The sequence below is a fragment of the Kineothrix alysoides genome (genome assembly GCF_000732725.1).
Taxonomy (GTDB): domain Bacteria; phylum Bacillota; class Clostridia; order Lachnospirales; family Lachnospiraceae; genus Kineothrix; species Kineothrix alysoides.
This window is the reverse complement of the sequence record NZ_JPNB01000001.1, coordinates 1,755,076-1,769,108: the sequence shown is the minus strand read 5'-3', so window position 1 is coordinate 1,769,108 and position 14,033 is coordinate 1,755,076. Positions and strand designations below refer to the sequence as shown.

Annotated in this window: 12 protein-coding genes; 8 read left to right on the top strand and 4 right to left on the bottom strand. The window is 43.5% G+C overall.

The genetic code is table 11. The annotated features are described in order from the left end of the window. Nucleotides 1-116: 116 nt before the first annotated feature. The 4 genes from CC90_RS0108350 to CC90_RS0108335 all read right to left on the bottom strand — a co-directional run bounded on the left by CC90_RS0108350 (nt 117) and on the right by CC90_RS0108335 (nt 4,724). Nucleotides 117-2,045, bottom strand: a complete 1,929-nt coding sequence (locus tag CC90_RS0108350) for an FtsX-like permease family protein (protein WP_157837540.1) — start codon at nt 2,043-2,045, stop codon at nt 117-119. Nucleotides 2,046-2,061: 16 nt separating this feature from the next. Beyond that, complete coding sequence (locus CC90_RS0108345; protein ID WP_031390339.1) at nt 2,062-2,745, bottom strand: ABC transporter ATP-binding protein; 684 nt, start codon at nt 2,743-2,745, stop codon at nt 2,062-2,064. 267 nt (nt 2,746-3,012) lie between these two features. Then, nucleotides 3,013-4,032 carry a sensor histidine kinase gene (locus tag CC90_RS0108340; protein WP_035315257.1) on the bottom strand — a complete coding sequence of 340 codons (1,020 nt, stop codon included), beginning with the start codon at nt 4,030-4,032 and terminating at the stop codon, nt 3,013-3,015. A 20-nt stretch (nt 4,033-4,052) separates the two neighbouring features. Continuing rightward, on the bottom strand, nt 4,053-4,724 hold the full coding sequence (locus tag CC90_RS0108335; protein ID WP_031390337.1) for a response regulator transcription factor: 672 nt from the start codon (nt 4,722-4,724) through the stop codon (nt 4,053-4,055). Between the two features lie 244 nt (nt 4,725-4,968). Between CC90_RS0108335 and CC90_RS0108330 the strand changes: the two genes are divergently transcribed. The 8 genes from CC90_RS0108330 to CC90_RS0108295 all read left to right on the top strand — a co-directional run bounded on the left by CC90_RS0108330 (nt 4,969) and on the right by CC90_RS0108295 (nt 13,923). Beyond that, nucleotides 4,969-5,298 carry a DUF3221 domain-containing protein gene (locus CC90_RS0108330; protein ID WP_031390336.1) on the top strand — a complete coding sequence of 110 codons (330 nt, stop codon included), beginning with the start codon at nt 4,969-4,971 and terminating at the stop codon, nt 5,296-5,298. A gap of 287 nt (nt 5,299-5,585) precedes the next feature. Then, nucleotides 5,586-6,938: an ABC transporter substrate-binding protein gene (locus tag CC90_RS0108325; protein WP_031390335.1), complete on the top strand. Its 1,353-nt coding sequence runs from the start codon at nt 5,586-5,588 to the stop codon at nt 6,936-6,938. An 86-nt stretch (nt 6,939-7,024) separates the two neighbouring features. Beyond that, complete coding sequence (locus CC90_RS0108320; RefSeq protein WP_031390334.1) at nt 7,025-7,900, top strand: carbohydrate ABC transporter permease; 876 nt, start codon at nt 7,025-7,027, stop codon at nt 7,898-7,900. A 1-nt stretch (nt 7,901) separates the two neighbouring features. After that, nucleotides 7,902-8,708, top strand: a complete 807-nt coding sequence (locus CC90_RS0108315; protein WP_031390333.1) for a carbohydrate ABC transporter permease — start codon at nt 7,902-7,904, stop codon at nt 8,706-8,708. Between the two features lie 21 nt (nt 8,709-8,729). After that, complete coding sequence (locus CC90_RS0108310; protein ID WP_031390332.1) at nt 8,730-11,096, top strand: beta-galactosidase; 2,367 nt, start codon at nt 8,730-8,732, stop codon at nt 11,094-11,096. A gap of 34 nt (nt 11,097-11,130) precedes the next feature. After that, nucleotides 11,131-12,279 carry a galactonate dehydratase gene (dgoD, locus tag CC90_RS0108305; protein WP_031390331.1) on the top strand — a complete coding sequence of 383 codons (1,149 nt, stop codon included), beginning with the start codon at nt 11,131-11,133 and terminating at the stop codon, nt 12,277-12,279. Beyond that, nucleotides 12,257-13,312 carry a 2-dehydro-3-deoxygalactonokinase gene (locus CC90_RS0108300; RefSeq protein ID WP_031390330.1) on the top strand — a complete coding sequence of 352 codons (1,056 nt, stop codon included), beginning with the start codon at nt 12,257-12,259 and terminating at the stop codon, nt 13,310-13,312. Before dgoD ends, CC90_RS0108300 begins: the two co-directional genes overlap by 23 nt. Then, the gene (locus tag CC90_RS0108295) at nt 13,306-13,923 is read left to right on the top strand and encodes a bifunctional 4-hydroxy-2-oxoglutarate aldolase/2-dehydro-3-deoxy-phosphogluconate aldolase (protein ID WP_031390329.1); all 618 of its coding nucleotides are present in this window, start codon (nt 13,306-13,308) and stop codon (nt 13,921-13,923) included. Before CC90_RS0108300 ends, CC90_RS0108295 begins: the two co-directional genes overlap by 7 nt. The last annotated feature ends 110 nt before the right edge of the window (nt 13,924-14,033 follow it).

The window sequence follows — 14,033 nt, the reverse complement described above, 5'->3', positions numbered from 1 at the left end:
TAGTACTATTATTTGCAGGTAAAAGAATATTATTCAGAAATCCACTGCACAGCAAGGAGATATAAAATCACATTTTTACAAATGATAACAGAGTAGTTAAGCAGTAGATAAAACTTCTAAATCATTGTTTCATCTTTTAGTATATCCGCAATATCCGCATTGCAAATCTTTATGCCTCCCAGAAAATAAGCGAGACCGACAGAAGACAGGATAAACATTGTAAAAATGAGTACCGGGATTACCGGTGCTGCGACGATGAATTCCTTCGCCGGAATAGAGGCAGTATTCAATGCGGCTGCCACAAGGGGAATATTTATGAGCAGACTGAAAACAATAGGGCGAAGGCCTACAAGCAGCGTTTCCACAGTAAGTATTTTTCTCATTCCTTTTGGAGATAAGCCGACGGAAAGGTATCTTGCAAATTCCTTTCTCCGCTGGTAAATCTGTCCCAGCGTAGAGGAGAATACATTTGCGATTCCAATACACGATAATAATCCGGCAAAAGAGCCCATTAGAAACTTAAGGGCGTTTCGCATGGAGGTATCGGAGACCTCCTCTGTCAGCCTGCTTTCTAAGATATAGCTGCTGCTTTCCGTCAAAAGGGCTTTTATATTATTTTGTACATCTGCATCGTAAGAAGTGGAAGCGAGCTTTATATTATAGAAGTTCTCTTCATAGGGAAAACAATCTGCTAAGTTCTTGTATGAATCCTGTGAGATGACTAAGGATAAGGAACCATGGACAAATTCCTCTTTTATTTCAGGGAGAGAAGCTGTAAACGCTGATATGGTAATAGGAGTATTCCTTTTGTCCGGCATGGTTTCGTTTTGCAGGTACAGCGTTAAGGGCATATTTTCCTTTAATATAGGGATATATTCTCTATTTATGCGGTCGCTATGGATACTGTCCCAGATAATATTCACGGCGGCGGCTCCCTGAGGGGAAAGCCCCTTATTGGTACAGTAGTCCTTATAGCTTTCGTCATCCAGAACATAAATCGGCATAGAAAAGAAATAGTTTCCATCGCCATCAGCTCTTATTTTATCCGAGAAGATATCGATATCCAACTTTAACAAATCTTCGTTCAACATATCGGGAGGAAGGCTTGCAGCTGCTTGTATTTTCTTATATAAGATGCAGCTTTCCACGCCGTTTAAGCTTCTGATCTTTCGTAGTAAATCATCTTCCTTATCCATATTCTGTACAGTAAGCATAAGATCCCATTTATCCCGGTAGCGCTCGAAATAAGTATGCTGTGTGCTGATGCCGGATATGGCTTCCAAGTTAAGAAAGCTTATAAAGGCCAGGGCGGATAACGTCAGTGAGAGGGTAGAAGTCTTTAATACTCTTTTGCGCGAGTAGATTGATTTTCTGGCTAATTCTCCATAAATTCCAAATAAAAAAGAAAATATGCGATAAGGCTTCATGCGTTCCACGAGTGGTTCTCCTCCGTAATGAATTGCATCGAGAGGTGCCAAACGGCTGATACGCCTTGCCGGTAACCATGCAGAGATGAGAACGGTCACTATAGACAGTAGAAGAGAAGCTGCCATAATAACGGCGTGGTAGTGAAATACTACTTCGTATTTCCTTACGGACGCCGTTACAAAAATAATAAGCTGCATAAAGCCGTAACATAAGCCGATTCCGGATAATACTCCTGTCACAATAGGCGCGATGCAGAGAATCAGAACCTCCTGCAATAGGAATGCGCGTATCTGATTCGGAGTTGCTCCGGCGCTTTGCAGGATACCTAACTGATGCAAGCGGCTGTTCATGGAGACTTCGAAGGCATTGTGTATCATAACCGTAAGCGAGAGGCAGATGACAATTAAGATAAAAACATAAGCGGCAACGATTGGCTCTATTTTCCCGGTAGAATTCTCATCCATCAGAGACTTCCGGTACACTCTGTCTATCCATATGTTATAAAATACTCCGCAGACCAGCGATAACAAGGCCGAGGATAAGAAGGAAATCGCAGCCAGAAAAATACTGCTAAACTTATTCTGTTTGATATATCGGATCGAATACTCCGTCCACATGTTTTTCTCCTCCTGATTATTCTCGGATTTTTTCATCCGATATAATATTTCCATCCGCTAAGCGGAGGATGCGATCGGCTTGCAAAGCAATATTTTCGTCATGGGTTACGACGAGAAGAGTTTGGTTATATTTTTTATTGGAGTACTTTAGCAGTTCGATAATATCATGACTGTTCTTGTTATCAAGATTCCCGGTAGGTTCGTCGGCTAATACGAGAGCGGGGGCATGAATCAGAGCCCGCCCGATGGAAACCCGTTGTTGCTGACCGCCGGATAATTGCTTTGGTAAATGCATTTTACGATCTTGCAGTCCCAGAATGTCAATCAGCTCGTTTAGACGATCTTCATTTACTTTTTGTCCGTCTAACTTCAGTGGAAGGGTTATGTTTTCTGTTACATTCAATATGGGAATGAGATTGTAGAACTGATAGATCAGGCCAACCTGCCGTCTCCTGAAAATTGCCAGCTCCTCCGGAGTTCTCTGAAAAATTTCTTTACCGTCTATTGTTATTGTTCCAAAGCTTGGCCTTTCCACCCCTCCGATTAAGTGGAGCAGGGTGGATTTCCCCGAGCCGGATTGCCCTATGATCGCGACAAATTCACCCTTTTCCACGCAAAAAGAAATGTTGTTTAAAGCCGTTACCCTATTTTCATCGCTGCCGTAGGTTTTGCATAAGTTTTCAATCTTTAATATTTCCATGATAGCCCTCCGAAACCTTCCTAAAATAAATTATGATAATTATAGCATTTCCTATGTGACAGCTCCATGACTGTTTTATTACAAATTTGTCACGAACAAAAGTGTGCTTTGCACTCTCTCATGGCTAAATGCTCCGGCAGTATAGCTTTTGTTCCGCGCGTGCATCTGTGCATCGTTTGTCCGAAGGGCTTTTTATATCGAAGGAAAGCAATTTATTTACATGTTAAGCAGTAGTGTGTTTCCTATGATATAAAAAAGAAGCCTTAATTAAACAGCTCCTTTATAAAAACGTATATGAAATTCGGCTCCGTGAGGATTGCCGTTTTGTGCCATTATTATCCCGTTTTGTCTGCTGATGATCATGCGGGAAAGAGCCAATCCGATTCCCATGTTTCCGGGATCTGAATTCTTCCCTTTGTAAAAGCGTTCAAATAAATGGGGTAAATCTTCGATGGCAATACCTGAACCGGTATCTGATATGATGATTTCTGTGTAAAGAGGGTTTTCGGAAGCTGTAATTTTTAAGGCTCCTCTTTCCGGCATATGCTCCAGACAGTTTTTGAGGATGTTGCCTATCGCCTCCATAGACCAGAAGAAATCTCCCTTAAAACAAGCGTTATCGGCCACGTTAATTTCCAAGGCTATATCCTTTATTTCCAGCAATATTTCAAGAGGAGCCAGGGATTTCTGGATCAGCTGTTTTACCATTAAAGGAGTTTGTTCGAAGGCAATGACGCCGGATTCCAGCTGGGCTATCTTCAGCAAAGCGGTTATCAGCCATTCAATTCGGGTGAGGAGACTGCCGACTTCCCTTATATATTCACTTCTTTGCTCCGGCTGCAATTTTTCCTGGCCAAGACGTGGAACGAGCATACGAATGGAGGTAAGGGGAGTTCTGATTTGATGGGAGATATCGGCGATGGAGCTGCTCAAGTGACTTTTTTCCTTTTGCAGCAGTTCGGTTTGTTCCTGCAAACGCATGGTCATTTTATATATTTCACTGGAAAGCAGCGCTAACTCGCCTTCCTTATCCGGAGTGAAATTCATCCTTTGCCTGCTGTGGAGAATAGAATCCACCTGATTGCTTAGTGAAGAAATATCCTTGTACCGCTTTGTGGTAAATCCCATAAACAATAATAGGGCAACCGCACATACTGCTAAAACATAGACCGCCGCCGAAGCGCCGAGCAAAAAGGAACCAAAGACGGCAAATAAGGTAAATAGTGAGTAGATTGCTAATAAATTTTTTATCTCAGGATTTCTAAGAAGATGCATATCAATGACCATTCCCTTTCCAATATATTAATTTATTCTCCCAGCATATATCCTAATCCCCGGATGGTTCTTATGATTGCTGGGGAAGCAGGATCATCTTCGATTTTGTCGCGGAGCCTTTTGATATAGACGGTTAAGGTATTGTCATATACATAATCTCCTGCTATATCCCAAATTTCTTCAAGCAGACGATTTCTGGACAATACGGTGCCCTGATGGTTAAAGAGCACCAATAATAATCGGTATTCCAGCGGAGAAAGAAGTATTTCGTGTCCATTCCTGGAAACAACAGCTTTCAAAGTGTCTATCTTCAATCCCGCGGTTTCGAATATAGCAGGGCTTTTTCCGTTGCGGCGCAGGACATTTTTTATCCTGGATATTAATTCCATTGGCCGAAATGGCTTTGTAATATAGTCGTCGGCTCCTAAGTCAAATGCTGTTACAATGCTTGCTTCATCATCCATGGCAGTCAGGAAAATGACAGGAGTCTCACCCTTACGCTTTATGGCTGTACAAAGGGAATAACCGTTTCCGTCAGGTAAGGTCAAATCGAGAAGAACCAAGTCGAAAACGTTTTGCCCAATTTCCTGAAGCGCGGCATTCCTGGTCATTACACTGTAGACTTTAAAGCCCTCGTCTTCTAATAAAATGCGAAGGTTTTGGACAATTTCCAAATTATCTTCAATAACTAAAATATTTGTCATAGCAATGATCACGCCCTTTCCGGTACCGGCTAATCTTGCCCGCAGATATAATAATATGCGGTAATTGCAGCTTGTATTGTTCTTAGTTATAAATTATAATACACGCATGTTCAAAAAACAACATAAGGGTGCAATCCGAAGAAATGGCAAAACCATACCGGTTGCGAAGCGAAACAGGATTATGATATAATCTATAATTATAAGTGAACTATCAAATCAGTAAATTAATAAGAGGAAAATAGAGATGCAAAATAAAAAGAAAAAATTGTTTATTCTCTTTATTGTAATAGGATTACTTTTGGTATGCTTGTTTCTTGTACTGTTTATGCAGTTCGAAAAAAATACTAAGCAGACTGAAAGCAGTATAGTGGGAACAATCGTAGAAATCCTGGAAAATAGTATATTATTTCAGGATGAAGCAGGCGGTGAGTATATTGTCTATTTTGATTCCGATTATAGAGGCCAAGCGATGGAAACACTTGCTGCGGGTACAGAAGTGAAAATTTGGTTTTCGGGTCAGATTGCGGAGTCATATCCGATGCAGATTGTCGCATATGAAATCGAAAAAAAATAATGATATTATTTGAGTAAGGTCAGAGCAGCTTTTGGAGCGGAAAGATTCCCGTTCCGATGCGGCGGTAAGGCCTTATTTTTTTGTGCAATTAAGAAAATTCTCTTGGTCTATTGTTTCTGTATTTTTTCACAATCTGAAACTATGATTTTTGTGAAAAATGATAATTTTATAAAAAGTTGGGGATTCTTATTGCGAATATGATTACGGTATGTTACTATATGCCTACAAACCATATATACGAACACTGTTTGGATATACAAACAAAGATGAAACAAGGAGGAAATAAAATGAAGAAAAGGTTAGGATTGCTGCTGGCAACGGGAATGCTTTCATTTAGCATGATTTTGGCCGGCTGCGGTAATAGCAGCAAGGAAAGCGGAGCAAATGGAGCCGGTGGAGCAAGCGGGGCTGCAGAGACGAATGATGAAGCTGCGACGGAGGAAACACAGAAGATCACAGTATGGGCGTGGGATGATAACTTCAACGTAGCTGTCATGAAGACTGCGGCGGAGTATTACAAGAAATTGAATCCTGATGCGAATGTAGAAATTGAGGTGATTTCCAACTCTAAGGAGGATATTTACAAGAAGCTGCAGACAGGGCTGGCCTCCGGAGGTAAGAGTCTGCCCGACATCTGTCTGATTGAGGACTACAGCATATATCAATACTTAAATTCTTACTCCAAATACTTTTACCCTTTGAACGATGACGTGGATTACAGCCAGTTCTCCCCGTATAAGGTAGAAGTAATGACTTATAACGACAAGGCTTACGGCATTCCATTCGACGCAGGAGTAACCGGACTCTTTTATCGTGCCGATTACTTGGAGCAGGCAGGTTTTACGGCAGCAGATTTAGAAGACATCACATGGGACCGCTTCATTGAGATCGGTAAGCAGGTGGAGGAACAGACCGGCGTGAAGATGACTGTAGCAAACGGTACCAACTATTCCTCGCTGTTCCGTACGATGATGCAGTCGGCAGGAGCATGGTACTGCGATTCTAACGGAGAACTGACGATTACAAATAACGAAGTATTAAAGGAATCTTTAGAGACCATTAAGAAAATGCGCGATGCAGGTATCATCTTAGAATGTGCGGACGATTCCACTCTGGCAGGCGCAATTAACGACGGAACCACAGCATCGGTCATCAATGCGGCATGGAGAGTATCCACCATAAAAGCGGAGCCTGAACAGTCCGGAAAATGGGCGGTTGCTTCTACTCCCAGACTGAACAATGCTAATTCCGTAAACGCGTCAAATACAGGCGGTTCCAGCTGGTATGTGTTGGACAATGGACAGGATAAGGGCGCGATTGTGGATTTCCTTAAAGCAGTATATGCGGGTGACATCGATTTCTACAGCGATATTTTAGTAAACCAGGGAGCAGTAGGAACCTATCTCCCGGCTCAGGAGGGGAAGGCATACCAGACTGAAGATGAATTCTTCGGAGGCCAGAAAGTATTCGCAGAGTTCGCAAGCTGGCTGCCGGAAGTACCTTCCGTAATGTACGGCAAGAACGTTCCGGAATCCAATACTGCAGTAAACACCGCGCTGTTTAGCTACTTGCAGGGAGATATTACCGTAGAAGAGGCCCTGACGCAGGCAGAGGACCAATTAAAGAACCAGATTCAGTAAGAAATGAAAGCGGGATATATGGATTTACCGGCGCACCATAGTGTCCGGTAAATCCATAGCACTGCTTTGAGAAGAAAGGTGATGACATGAAAAAAACGCAGAATACGGTCAACTATAACAAATATGGTTGGTTCTTTATTTCTTTCGCGATGCTTGCTTTTATATTGTTTACGCTTTATCCGATGATAGAATCTTTAAGCCTTTCCTTTAAAGTGCTGAGGGATGGTGAATATGTCTTCGGCGGTCTGACAAATATAAAACGTTTGCTGGGCGATAAGATTTTCCATAAAACGATTGGGAATACGTTTCTCTTTTTGGCGGTTCAGGCCCCGCTTATGCTAATGCTGGCGTTGGTATATGCGACTATTTTGAATGCTCCCAAGCTGAGATTTCGGACCTTTTACCGTACGGCGATCTTCGTGCCTTGCGTTACATCGCTGGTAGCATATTCCGTATTGTTCAAATTAATGTTCGCAAATGATGGTATCATCAATTACTTATTAGTAAATTTGCACCTGATAGAAGCCCCGATTTTCTTTTTAAACGATCCGTTTTGGGCGAGAGTAGTTATTATTCTTGCTATGACATGGCGGTGGACAGGTTACAACATGATGTTTTATCTCGCGGCGCTGCAAAATATTCCGGCAGAGACCTATGAAGCTGCAAGGGTAGACGGCGCGAATGCGGTACAGACCCTTTTTAAGATTACAATACCGCAGTTAAAACCTATTATTTTATTGACGACGATAATGACGACAAATGGTACATTGCAGCTGTTCGACGAGCCGATGAATATTACCGGAGGCGGCCCGGCAGAAATGACGACTACGATGTCACAGTATATATATAACAATGCATTCGTTTATGCTCCCAATTTCGGTTACTCCGTTTCGATGTCTTATGTGATCGTGACATTAGTGGCACTGCTGGCATTCGTACAGTTTAAGGTGGGAAAGGATTAATATGAGAAAAATAAAATTATTATTGAAACATGCTTTTTTAATGATATCTTCTCTGATCTGTCTATTCCCGTTTTACTGGATGGTAGTCGGAGCGACAAATCTGTCGAAGGACATTACGAAAGGAACGCTTTGGTTCGGAGCAGAATTCATGAATAATTTCCGGGCGGTTCAGGAGACGGCGGATATTTTTCAGGCGGTTCTCAACACGGCGACGATTACGATTGTCCAGGTGCCCTTAGCGCTTTTAATCTGTTCCATGGCGGGCTATGGTTTCGAAAAATACCCGAGTAAAACAAGAAATAAATTATTCAATGTATTTCTCCTGACAATGATGATTCCTTTTGCGGCTATTATGATTCCACTCTTTAATTTCGTATTCGACGTAGGATTGATCGACACGAAAATGAGCGTAATCGTAGCAGCGCTGTCGAACACCTTTTTGATTTTCTTCTTCAGGCAGAGCTTCAAGGCCCTTCCAAACGAAATGATCGAGGCAGCAAGAATCGATGGAGCCAGTGAAATCGGTATATTTTTCCGAATTGCCATGCCTCCTATGAAATCTACTTTCGCAGCGGGCTTTATCTACGCGTTTATGAAGGAATGGAACAATTACCTGTGGCCGCTACTTACCCTTCAATCAAGTGAAAACAGAACGCTGACGCTGTTCCTCTCCTCCATATCCTCTGCTTATTACGTGGACTACGGACAAATACTCGTTTCTGTTGTAATCGCAACTTTGCCGACCATACTAATATTTATGACGATGCAGAAGCACTTTGTCAGCGGTATTCTCGGTGCAAGCAAATAGATATAGAAAGGACAAACTACGATGACTACATCCTATCACATTGATACAAAAAATATAGCCCCTGCTATTTATCCCTGCCCGATTCCTTACAGCGGAACAAATCCGAACGGGGATACCATAGATTTTTCCAATTATTATATGGAATATAACAAGAGGCCCTATTATGCGGTTTCCGGCGAGATGCATTTTTCCAGGATCGAGGAACGTTTTTGGGAGGATGAAATCATTAAGATGAAGATGGCTGGTATTACGATGATTTCTACCTATTTGTTCTGGATTCATCACGAGGAAGAAAGAGGTGTCTTCGACTGGAGCGGGAATAAGAACATCCGTAAATTTACAAAACTGTGCAAGGAGCATGGCATCTTCCTGATTCTGAGAGTAGGGCCTTTTTCCCACGGAGAGTGCAGAAACGGGGGATTTCCTGATTGGATGTTCGGAGCGCAGTATGACGTGCGAAGCAACGACGAAGAGTATCTTTTCTATGTAAAAAGATATTTTAAAGAGATTGGAGAACAGGTCAAAGGATTGATGTTCAAAGACGGCGGTCCGGTCGTCAGCGTGCAGATTGAAAATGAATATGAGCATGCATCCTCTCCCTGGGAGTTAACTACAGAAAACAGCGGGGAATGGACAGCCAGCGGCAATGAGGGAGGTTCTCATTTACAGATACTAAAGGATATGGCGATAGAGGAAGGGTTGATTACGCCGCTTTACAGTACTACGGCATGGGGCGGAGCTTGCGCGCCCATAGAGACCGTCCTGCCTCTTTGGGGAGGCTACGCATACTGGCCGTGGATTTTTTACGGAGATGATATTAAAGAACATCCGGCTACCACAGAGTTCATATATAAGGACTTTCATAACAACAGCGCCCCCAAATACTATAACTTCGATCCCGAATATCCGCCGGAAGATTTTCCCTTCGTCTGCTGTGAGATGGGCGGCGGTATGGCAAATTACTATAGGTATCGCTTTCAACTTCCCTTTAGGAGCGTAGAGGCGTTAGCAAATATCAAGACTGCCAGCGGATGTAACTTTTTAGGCTATTACATGTTTCACGGAGGAAGCAATCCTAAGGGAAAAAGGGTACCTTTTTTAAATGAATGTGCGCTTCCTAAGATTTCTTATGATTATCAGGCGGCGGTAGGAGAATACGGCCAGATTAGGGAATCTTATAAACGTGTAAAACTTCTGCACTATTTTTACAAGGATTTTGAGGAACAGCTTTGCAATATGAAGACTGTATTGCCTCAGGAAGCGGCCGATATGGACCAGAAGGATACAAAGACGCTTCGATACTGTGTCAGAAGCAATAAAAACAGCGGATTCCTTTTTATCAACAATTTTCAGGATCATGTGGAGATGAGCGACCGGCAGGATTTCTGTGTTATAGTACAGACGGGTGATAAGTTCGTGAGAATTCCGCAAACCGGAGGAATGTCTCTTAGGAAGGAGGCAAGCTGTATTCTGCCTTTTAACATGGATTTGGATGGTCAGATGCTGGAATACGCCACGGTACAGCCTATTTTGAAAATGCTGGATAATGATGTCTGGAATTATTTCTTCTTCGTTCCCGAGGGAATGAAGCCGGAGTTTAAGTTCAGAGGAAGAGATACGATTCACGTGGCGGAGGATAAGAGCAGCAAGACGGTAGTCCGCGGAGAGGATGGAAAGGAAATCATCCTTTGTGTTCTCTGCCGTCAGGACAGCTTAAAATTGTGGAGAGTCGATAGGGAAGACGGAGAAATGCTCATCCTTTCCGACGAGACAGTGTTAGAGGACAGAGGAAAGATCCGGATTGAAAGTATCGGAAAAGAAAGCGGAACTATCGCGGTATTCCCTCCGAGAAATCAGCCGGTTACTGTGGGAGGCAGGAGTTGCGAGGTGGCTTCCCAAGGAGAAGTTTTTACTTATTATGAAGTCTCATACGGAAGGAATGAAGTAGAATTTCAGTGGGAGGACATCAGTTCCAAGGAGAAGGCAAACAGCGGAGGTTTGAAGCGCCCGGTAATCGGAAGCCCTATTACATCGACGAAAATCGTCAATGCCAGGGCAAAAGTCACCATTCCTAAGGAAGCCTTTGATAATTGCAAGCAAATATTAATGCAAGTGGATTATATTGGCGATATCGGATATGCCTTTGTGGACGGAGATCTGATCAATGACAATTTCAGCAATGGAGCGGTATGGGAATTCGGCATTAAAGCATATGAGAAGGAAATTGTAGAAAAAGGCTTTCATATATATGTTTCGCCCAAGCGTAAGGGGAGCCATGTAAATTCGGACTCCGAGATGGCCGCGCGCTTTGAAGTATATGATGAGGCCGTAGCTCAGATTCATGGGATACGTGCGGTTCCGGTATTTGACTGTTTGACGGATTTATAGAGGGATAAGAGCTTGAAAGGAGCGCGAAAATAGAATGAAAATCACAAAATTAGAATTATTTAAAGTGCCGCCCAGATGGTTATTTCTGAAGATTTCCACCGATGAAGGCTATACCGGCTGGGGTGAGCCGGTAGTGGAAGGAAGGGCGGATACGGTAAAGGCTGCGGTTATGGAGCTTAGCACCTATTTGATCGGAGCGGACCCCATGAAAATAGAAGATTTGTGGCAGGTTCTCTACAGAGGCGGCTTCTATCGGGGCGGTCCGATTCTTACATCGGCGATTTCCGGTATTGAGCAGGCGCTTTGGGACATAAAGGGTAAGTATTACAACGCACCGGTGTACGAGCTGTTAGGCGGAGCATGCAGGGATAAGATAAAGGTCTATTCTTGGATAGGAGGCGAGAAGCCGGACGAGGTAGCGAAGCTTGCAAAGGAAAAAAAGGAGCAGGGATTTTCAGCTATTAAAATGAACGCTGCAGGCGAAATGAACTATATCGATGATTTTAGCAAGGTGATGGGAGTGGTGGAGAGAGTTGCCACCATCCGTGAGACCTGCGGAGTCGACTTTGGAATTGCCGTAGACTTTCATGGGCGCATACATAAGCCTATGGCGAAAGTTATGGTAAAGGAATTGGAGAAATATCACCTGATGTTTATTGAGGAGCCGGTACTTTGTGAAAACTACGAAGCCTTTTCCGAAATCGCGTCTTACACCTCTACGCCTATTGCTACAGGGGAACGTCTTTATACGAGATGGGATTTCAAAAAAATTTTTGAGCAGGGCGCAGTGAATATCATCCAACCGGATCTATCCCATGCAGGAGGTATCTTGGAATGTAAGAAAATTGCGGCGATGGCAGAAGCCTACGATATGGCTGTAGCGCCTCACTGCCCGCTGGGACCGATTGCGCTGGCAGCGTGTATTCAGTTGGATGCATGTACACCGAATGCGGTGATTCAGGAACAGAGCATAGGAATTCATTATAATAAAGGAAATGATGTATTGGATTTCTTAAAGGACAAGACAGTATTTAAATATGAGGACGGATATGTATCCCTGCCGGCAGGACCGGGGCTTGGTATTGAAATTGACGAGGATGTGGTGCGCGAACTGGATAAGACAGGGCATAGCTGGAAGAATCTTGTGTGGAGAAATCTCGATGGAACAGTTGCGGAATGGTAGAAAGGAAAAGAGGGGAAATCAGGTGGAAGAATGCTGTTTAGTAATCGACGGAGGCACGACGAATACCCGCTTTGTGTTGGTAAATGAAAAAGACGGAAAAGTGCTTGCGCGAATGGAGCGCAGGGTGGGAGCGACGGACGCAGCCTCCGTCTCCGCCAATGAAAAGCTGAAAGAAAGCGTGAAAGCCGCAATTGCTGAATTGCAGAAAAAAAATAAATGTATGATCAAGCAAATCTACGCTTCCGGAATGATCACCTCCAATGCGGGACTGTATGAGCTGGCGCATATTGAGGCCCCGGCAACGGCGCAGGACATAAGAAACGGAATCAAGACCGTGTGGCTGCCCGATGTCGGCGAAAACATAGAATTTCATTTTATCCCCGGAGTAAAGTTTCAAAACCAGCAGGAAATCGGAAGCGATATGATGCGGGGTGAAGAGGTGGAAATATTCGGAGCGCTGGAAGCGGAAGATTTTCATAAATCAGTTATGTTCATCCATTTCGGCTCGCATAACAAGCTGATATCCGTTCAAAACGGTGTAATATGCAATGCGATTACGACAATAAGCGGTGAACTGATTTGGGCAATTGCGAAGGAAACGATACTTAAAAGCTCGATCGGCAGCTTCAAAGAAGCTTTCGAAATGGATGAGGAATATGTTAAATTAGGGTACTACGAGACGAAAAAGAACAATATTTCCAGGGCGCTGTTCGTAGCGAGAATCCATCAGGTAATGAACAAGGCAACCCCGGGGCAGGTGAAATCTTATTTGTACGGAGTCATGACCTTTATTGATTTTCAGGCATTTTCTAATCTTATGACGAAAAGGACGGATAAAATCGTTCTTTATGGAAGAGAAACTTTTATCGAAGCGTTCAAAATCTGCATATCGCTTTGGGAGGAAATCGTACCGGATGGAATCTGCGTGAAGGAAATCAGTTTTGCTCAAAGCGAACAGCTTAGTCTGAATGGTATTCGGGTAATTCTGTCAAATTGCTTGGAAGAAGCGGAAAGGGCGGAAAAAATATGTTAAAACAGGATTTTTGTGACACGAGAGTCATTGCTATTTTAAGAGGCACCGCCGGAAAGGACCTGGAGGAGCTGGCAGAAGCCATCTGCGAGGGCGGAATCAGATTTTCGGAGGTAACGCTGAACTCTCCGGATGCTCTTTTATCCATTGAGCGTCTAAGAGAAATATTTGGCGGAAGGATGCACATAGGAGCGGGTACTGTAACGAATCTGAAAGCGGTAAGGGAAGCCGTGGCGGCGGGAGCGGAATTTATCGTTACGCCGAATATTGACGCTGATGTTATACGTTACTGCGTCTCCAATGATATTCTCATCACCCCGGGAGCGCTTACCCCCACTGAAATCGAAGAGGCCATGCGCCTTGGCAGCGAATTCGTGAAGGTGTTTCCCGTGGGAAGGCTGGGAGCGGGATACATTAAGGATGTTCTGGCACCCTACGATAAGGCGAAGCTAATCGCTGTGGGAGGTATCAATGCGGAAAACAGCGAAGAATATAGGAAAAGCGGAGCCTTTGGAATCGGAGTGGGAGGAAGTCTGTGCAAGGTACCGGAGGACAGGGACTTTGGAAAAATCAGCGATTATGCCAGAAGGCTGGTGGAGTCCTTCAGGAGCTAAAAAGGGTCAAGAAGATTCGTTGATGGCTGAACTGTTACGGATTTCCTCCTTCTTGGCATGCGAAATACTGACAAAAACTTAAGTTTATGATAATATAAATCATTGATACC

Bases quoted from the DNA above. Each gene is read 5' to 3' on its own strand.
- CC90_RS0108340 (WP_035315257.1), bottom strand. From the start codon at position 4,032: ATGGTCATTGATATGCATCTTCTTAGAAATCCTGAGATAAAAAATTTA.
- CC90_RS0108325 (WP_031390335.1), top strand. From the start codon at position 5,586: ATGAAGAAAAGGTTAGGATTGCTGCTGGCAACGGGAATGCTTTCATTT.
- CC90_RS0108320 (WP_031390334.1), top strand. From the start codon at position 7,025: ATGAAAAAAACGCAGAATACGGTCAACTATAACAAATATGGTTGGTTC.
- CC90_RS0108350 (WP_157837540.1), bottom strand. From the start codon at position 2,045: ATGTGGACGGAGTATTCGATCCGATATATCAAACAGAATAAGTTTAGC.
- dgoD (WP_031390331.1), top strand. From the start codon at position 11,131: ATGAAAATCACAAAATTAGAATTATTTAAAGTGCCGCCCAGATGGTTA.
- CC90_RS0108295 (WP_031390329.1), top strand. From the start codon at position 13,306: ATGTTAAAACAGGATTTTTGTGACACGAGAGTCATTGCTATTTTAAGA.
- CC90_RS0108310 (WP_031390332.1), top strand. From the start codon at position 8,730: ATGACTACATCCTATCACATTGATACAAAAAATATAGCCCCTGCTATT.
- CC90_RS0108330 (WP_031390336.1), top strand. From the start codon at position 4,969: ATGCAAAATAAAAAGAAAAAATTGTTTATTCTCTTTATTGTAATAGGA.
- CC90_RS0108345 (WP_031390339.1), bottom strand. From the start codon at position 2,745: ATGGAAATATTAAAGATTGAAAACTTATGCAAAACCTACGGCAGCGAT.
- CC90_RS0108315 (WP_031390333.1), top strand. From the start codon at position 7,902: ATGAGAAAAATAAAATTATTATTGAAACATGCTTTTTTAATGATATCT.
- CC90_RS0108300 (WP_031390330.1), top strand. From the start codon at position 12,257: ATGGAACAGTTGCGGAATGGTAGAAAGGAAAAGAGGGGAAATCAGGTG.
- CC90_RS0108335 (WP_031390337.1), bottom strand. From the start codon at position 4,724: ATGACAAATATTTTAGTTATTGAAGATAATTTGGAAATTGTCCAAAAC.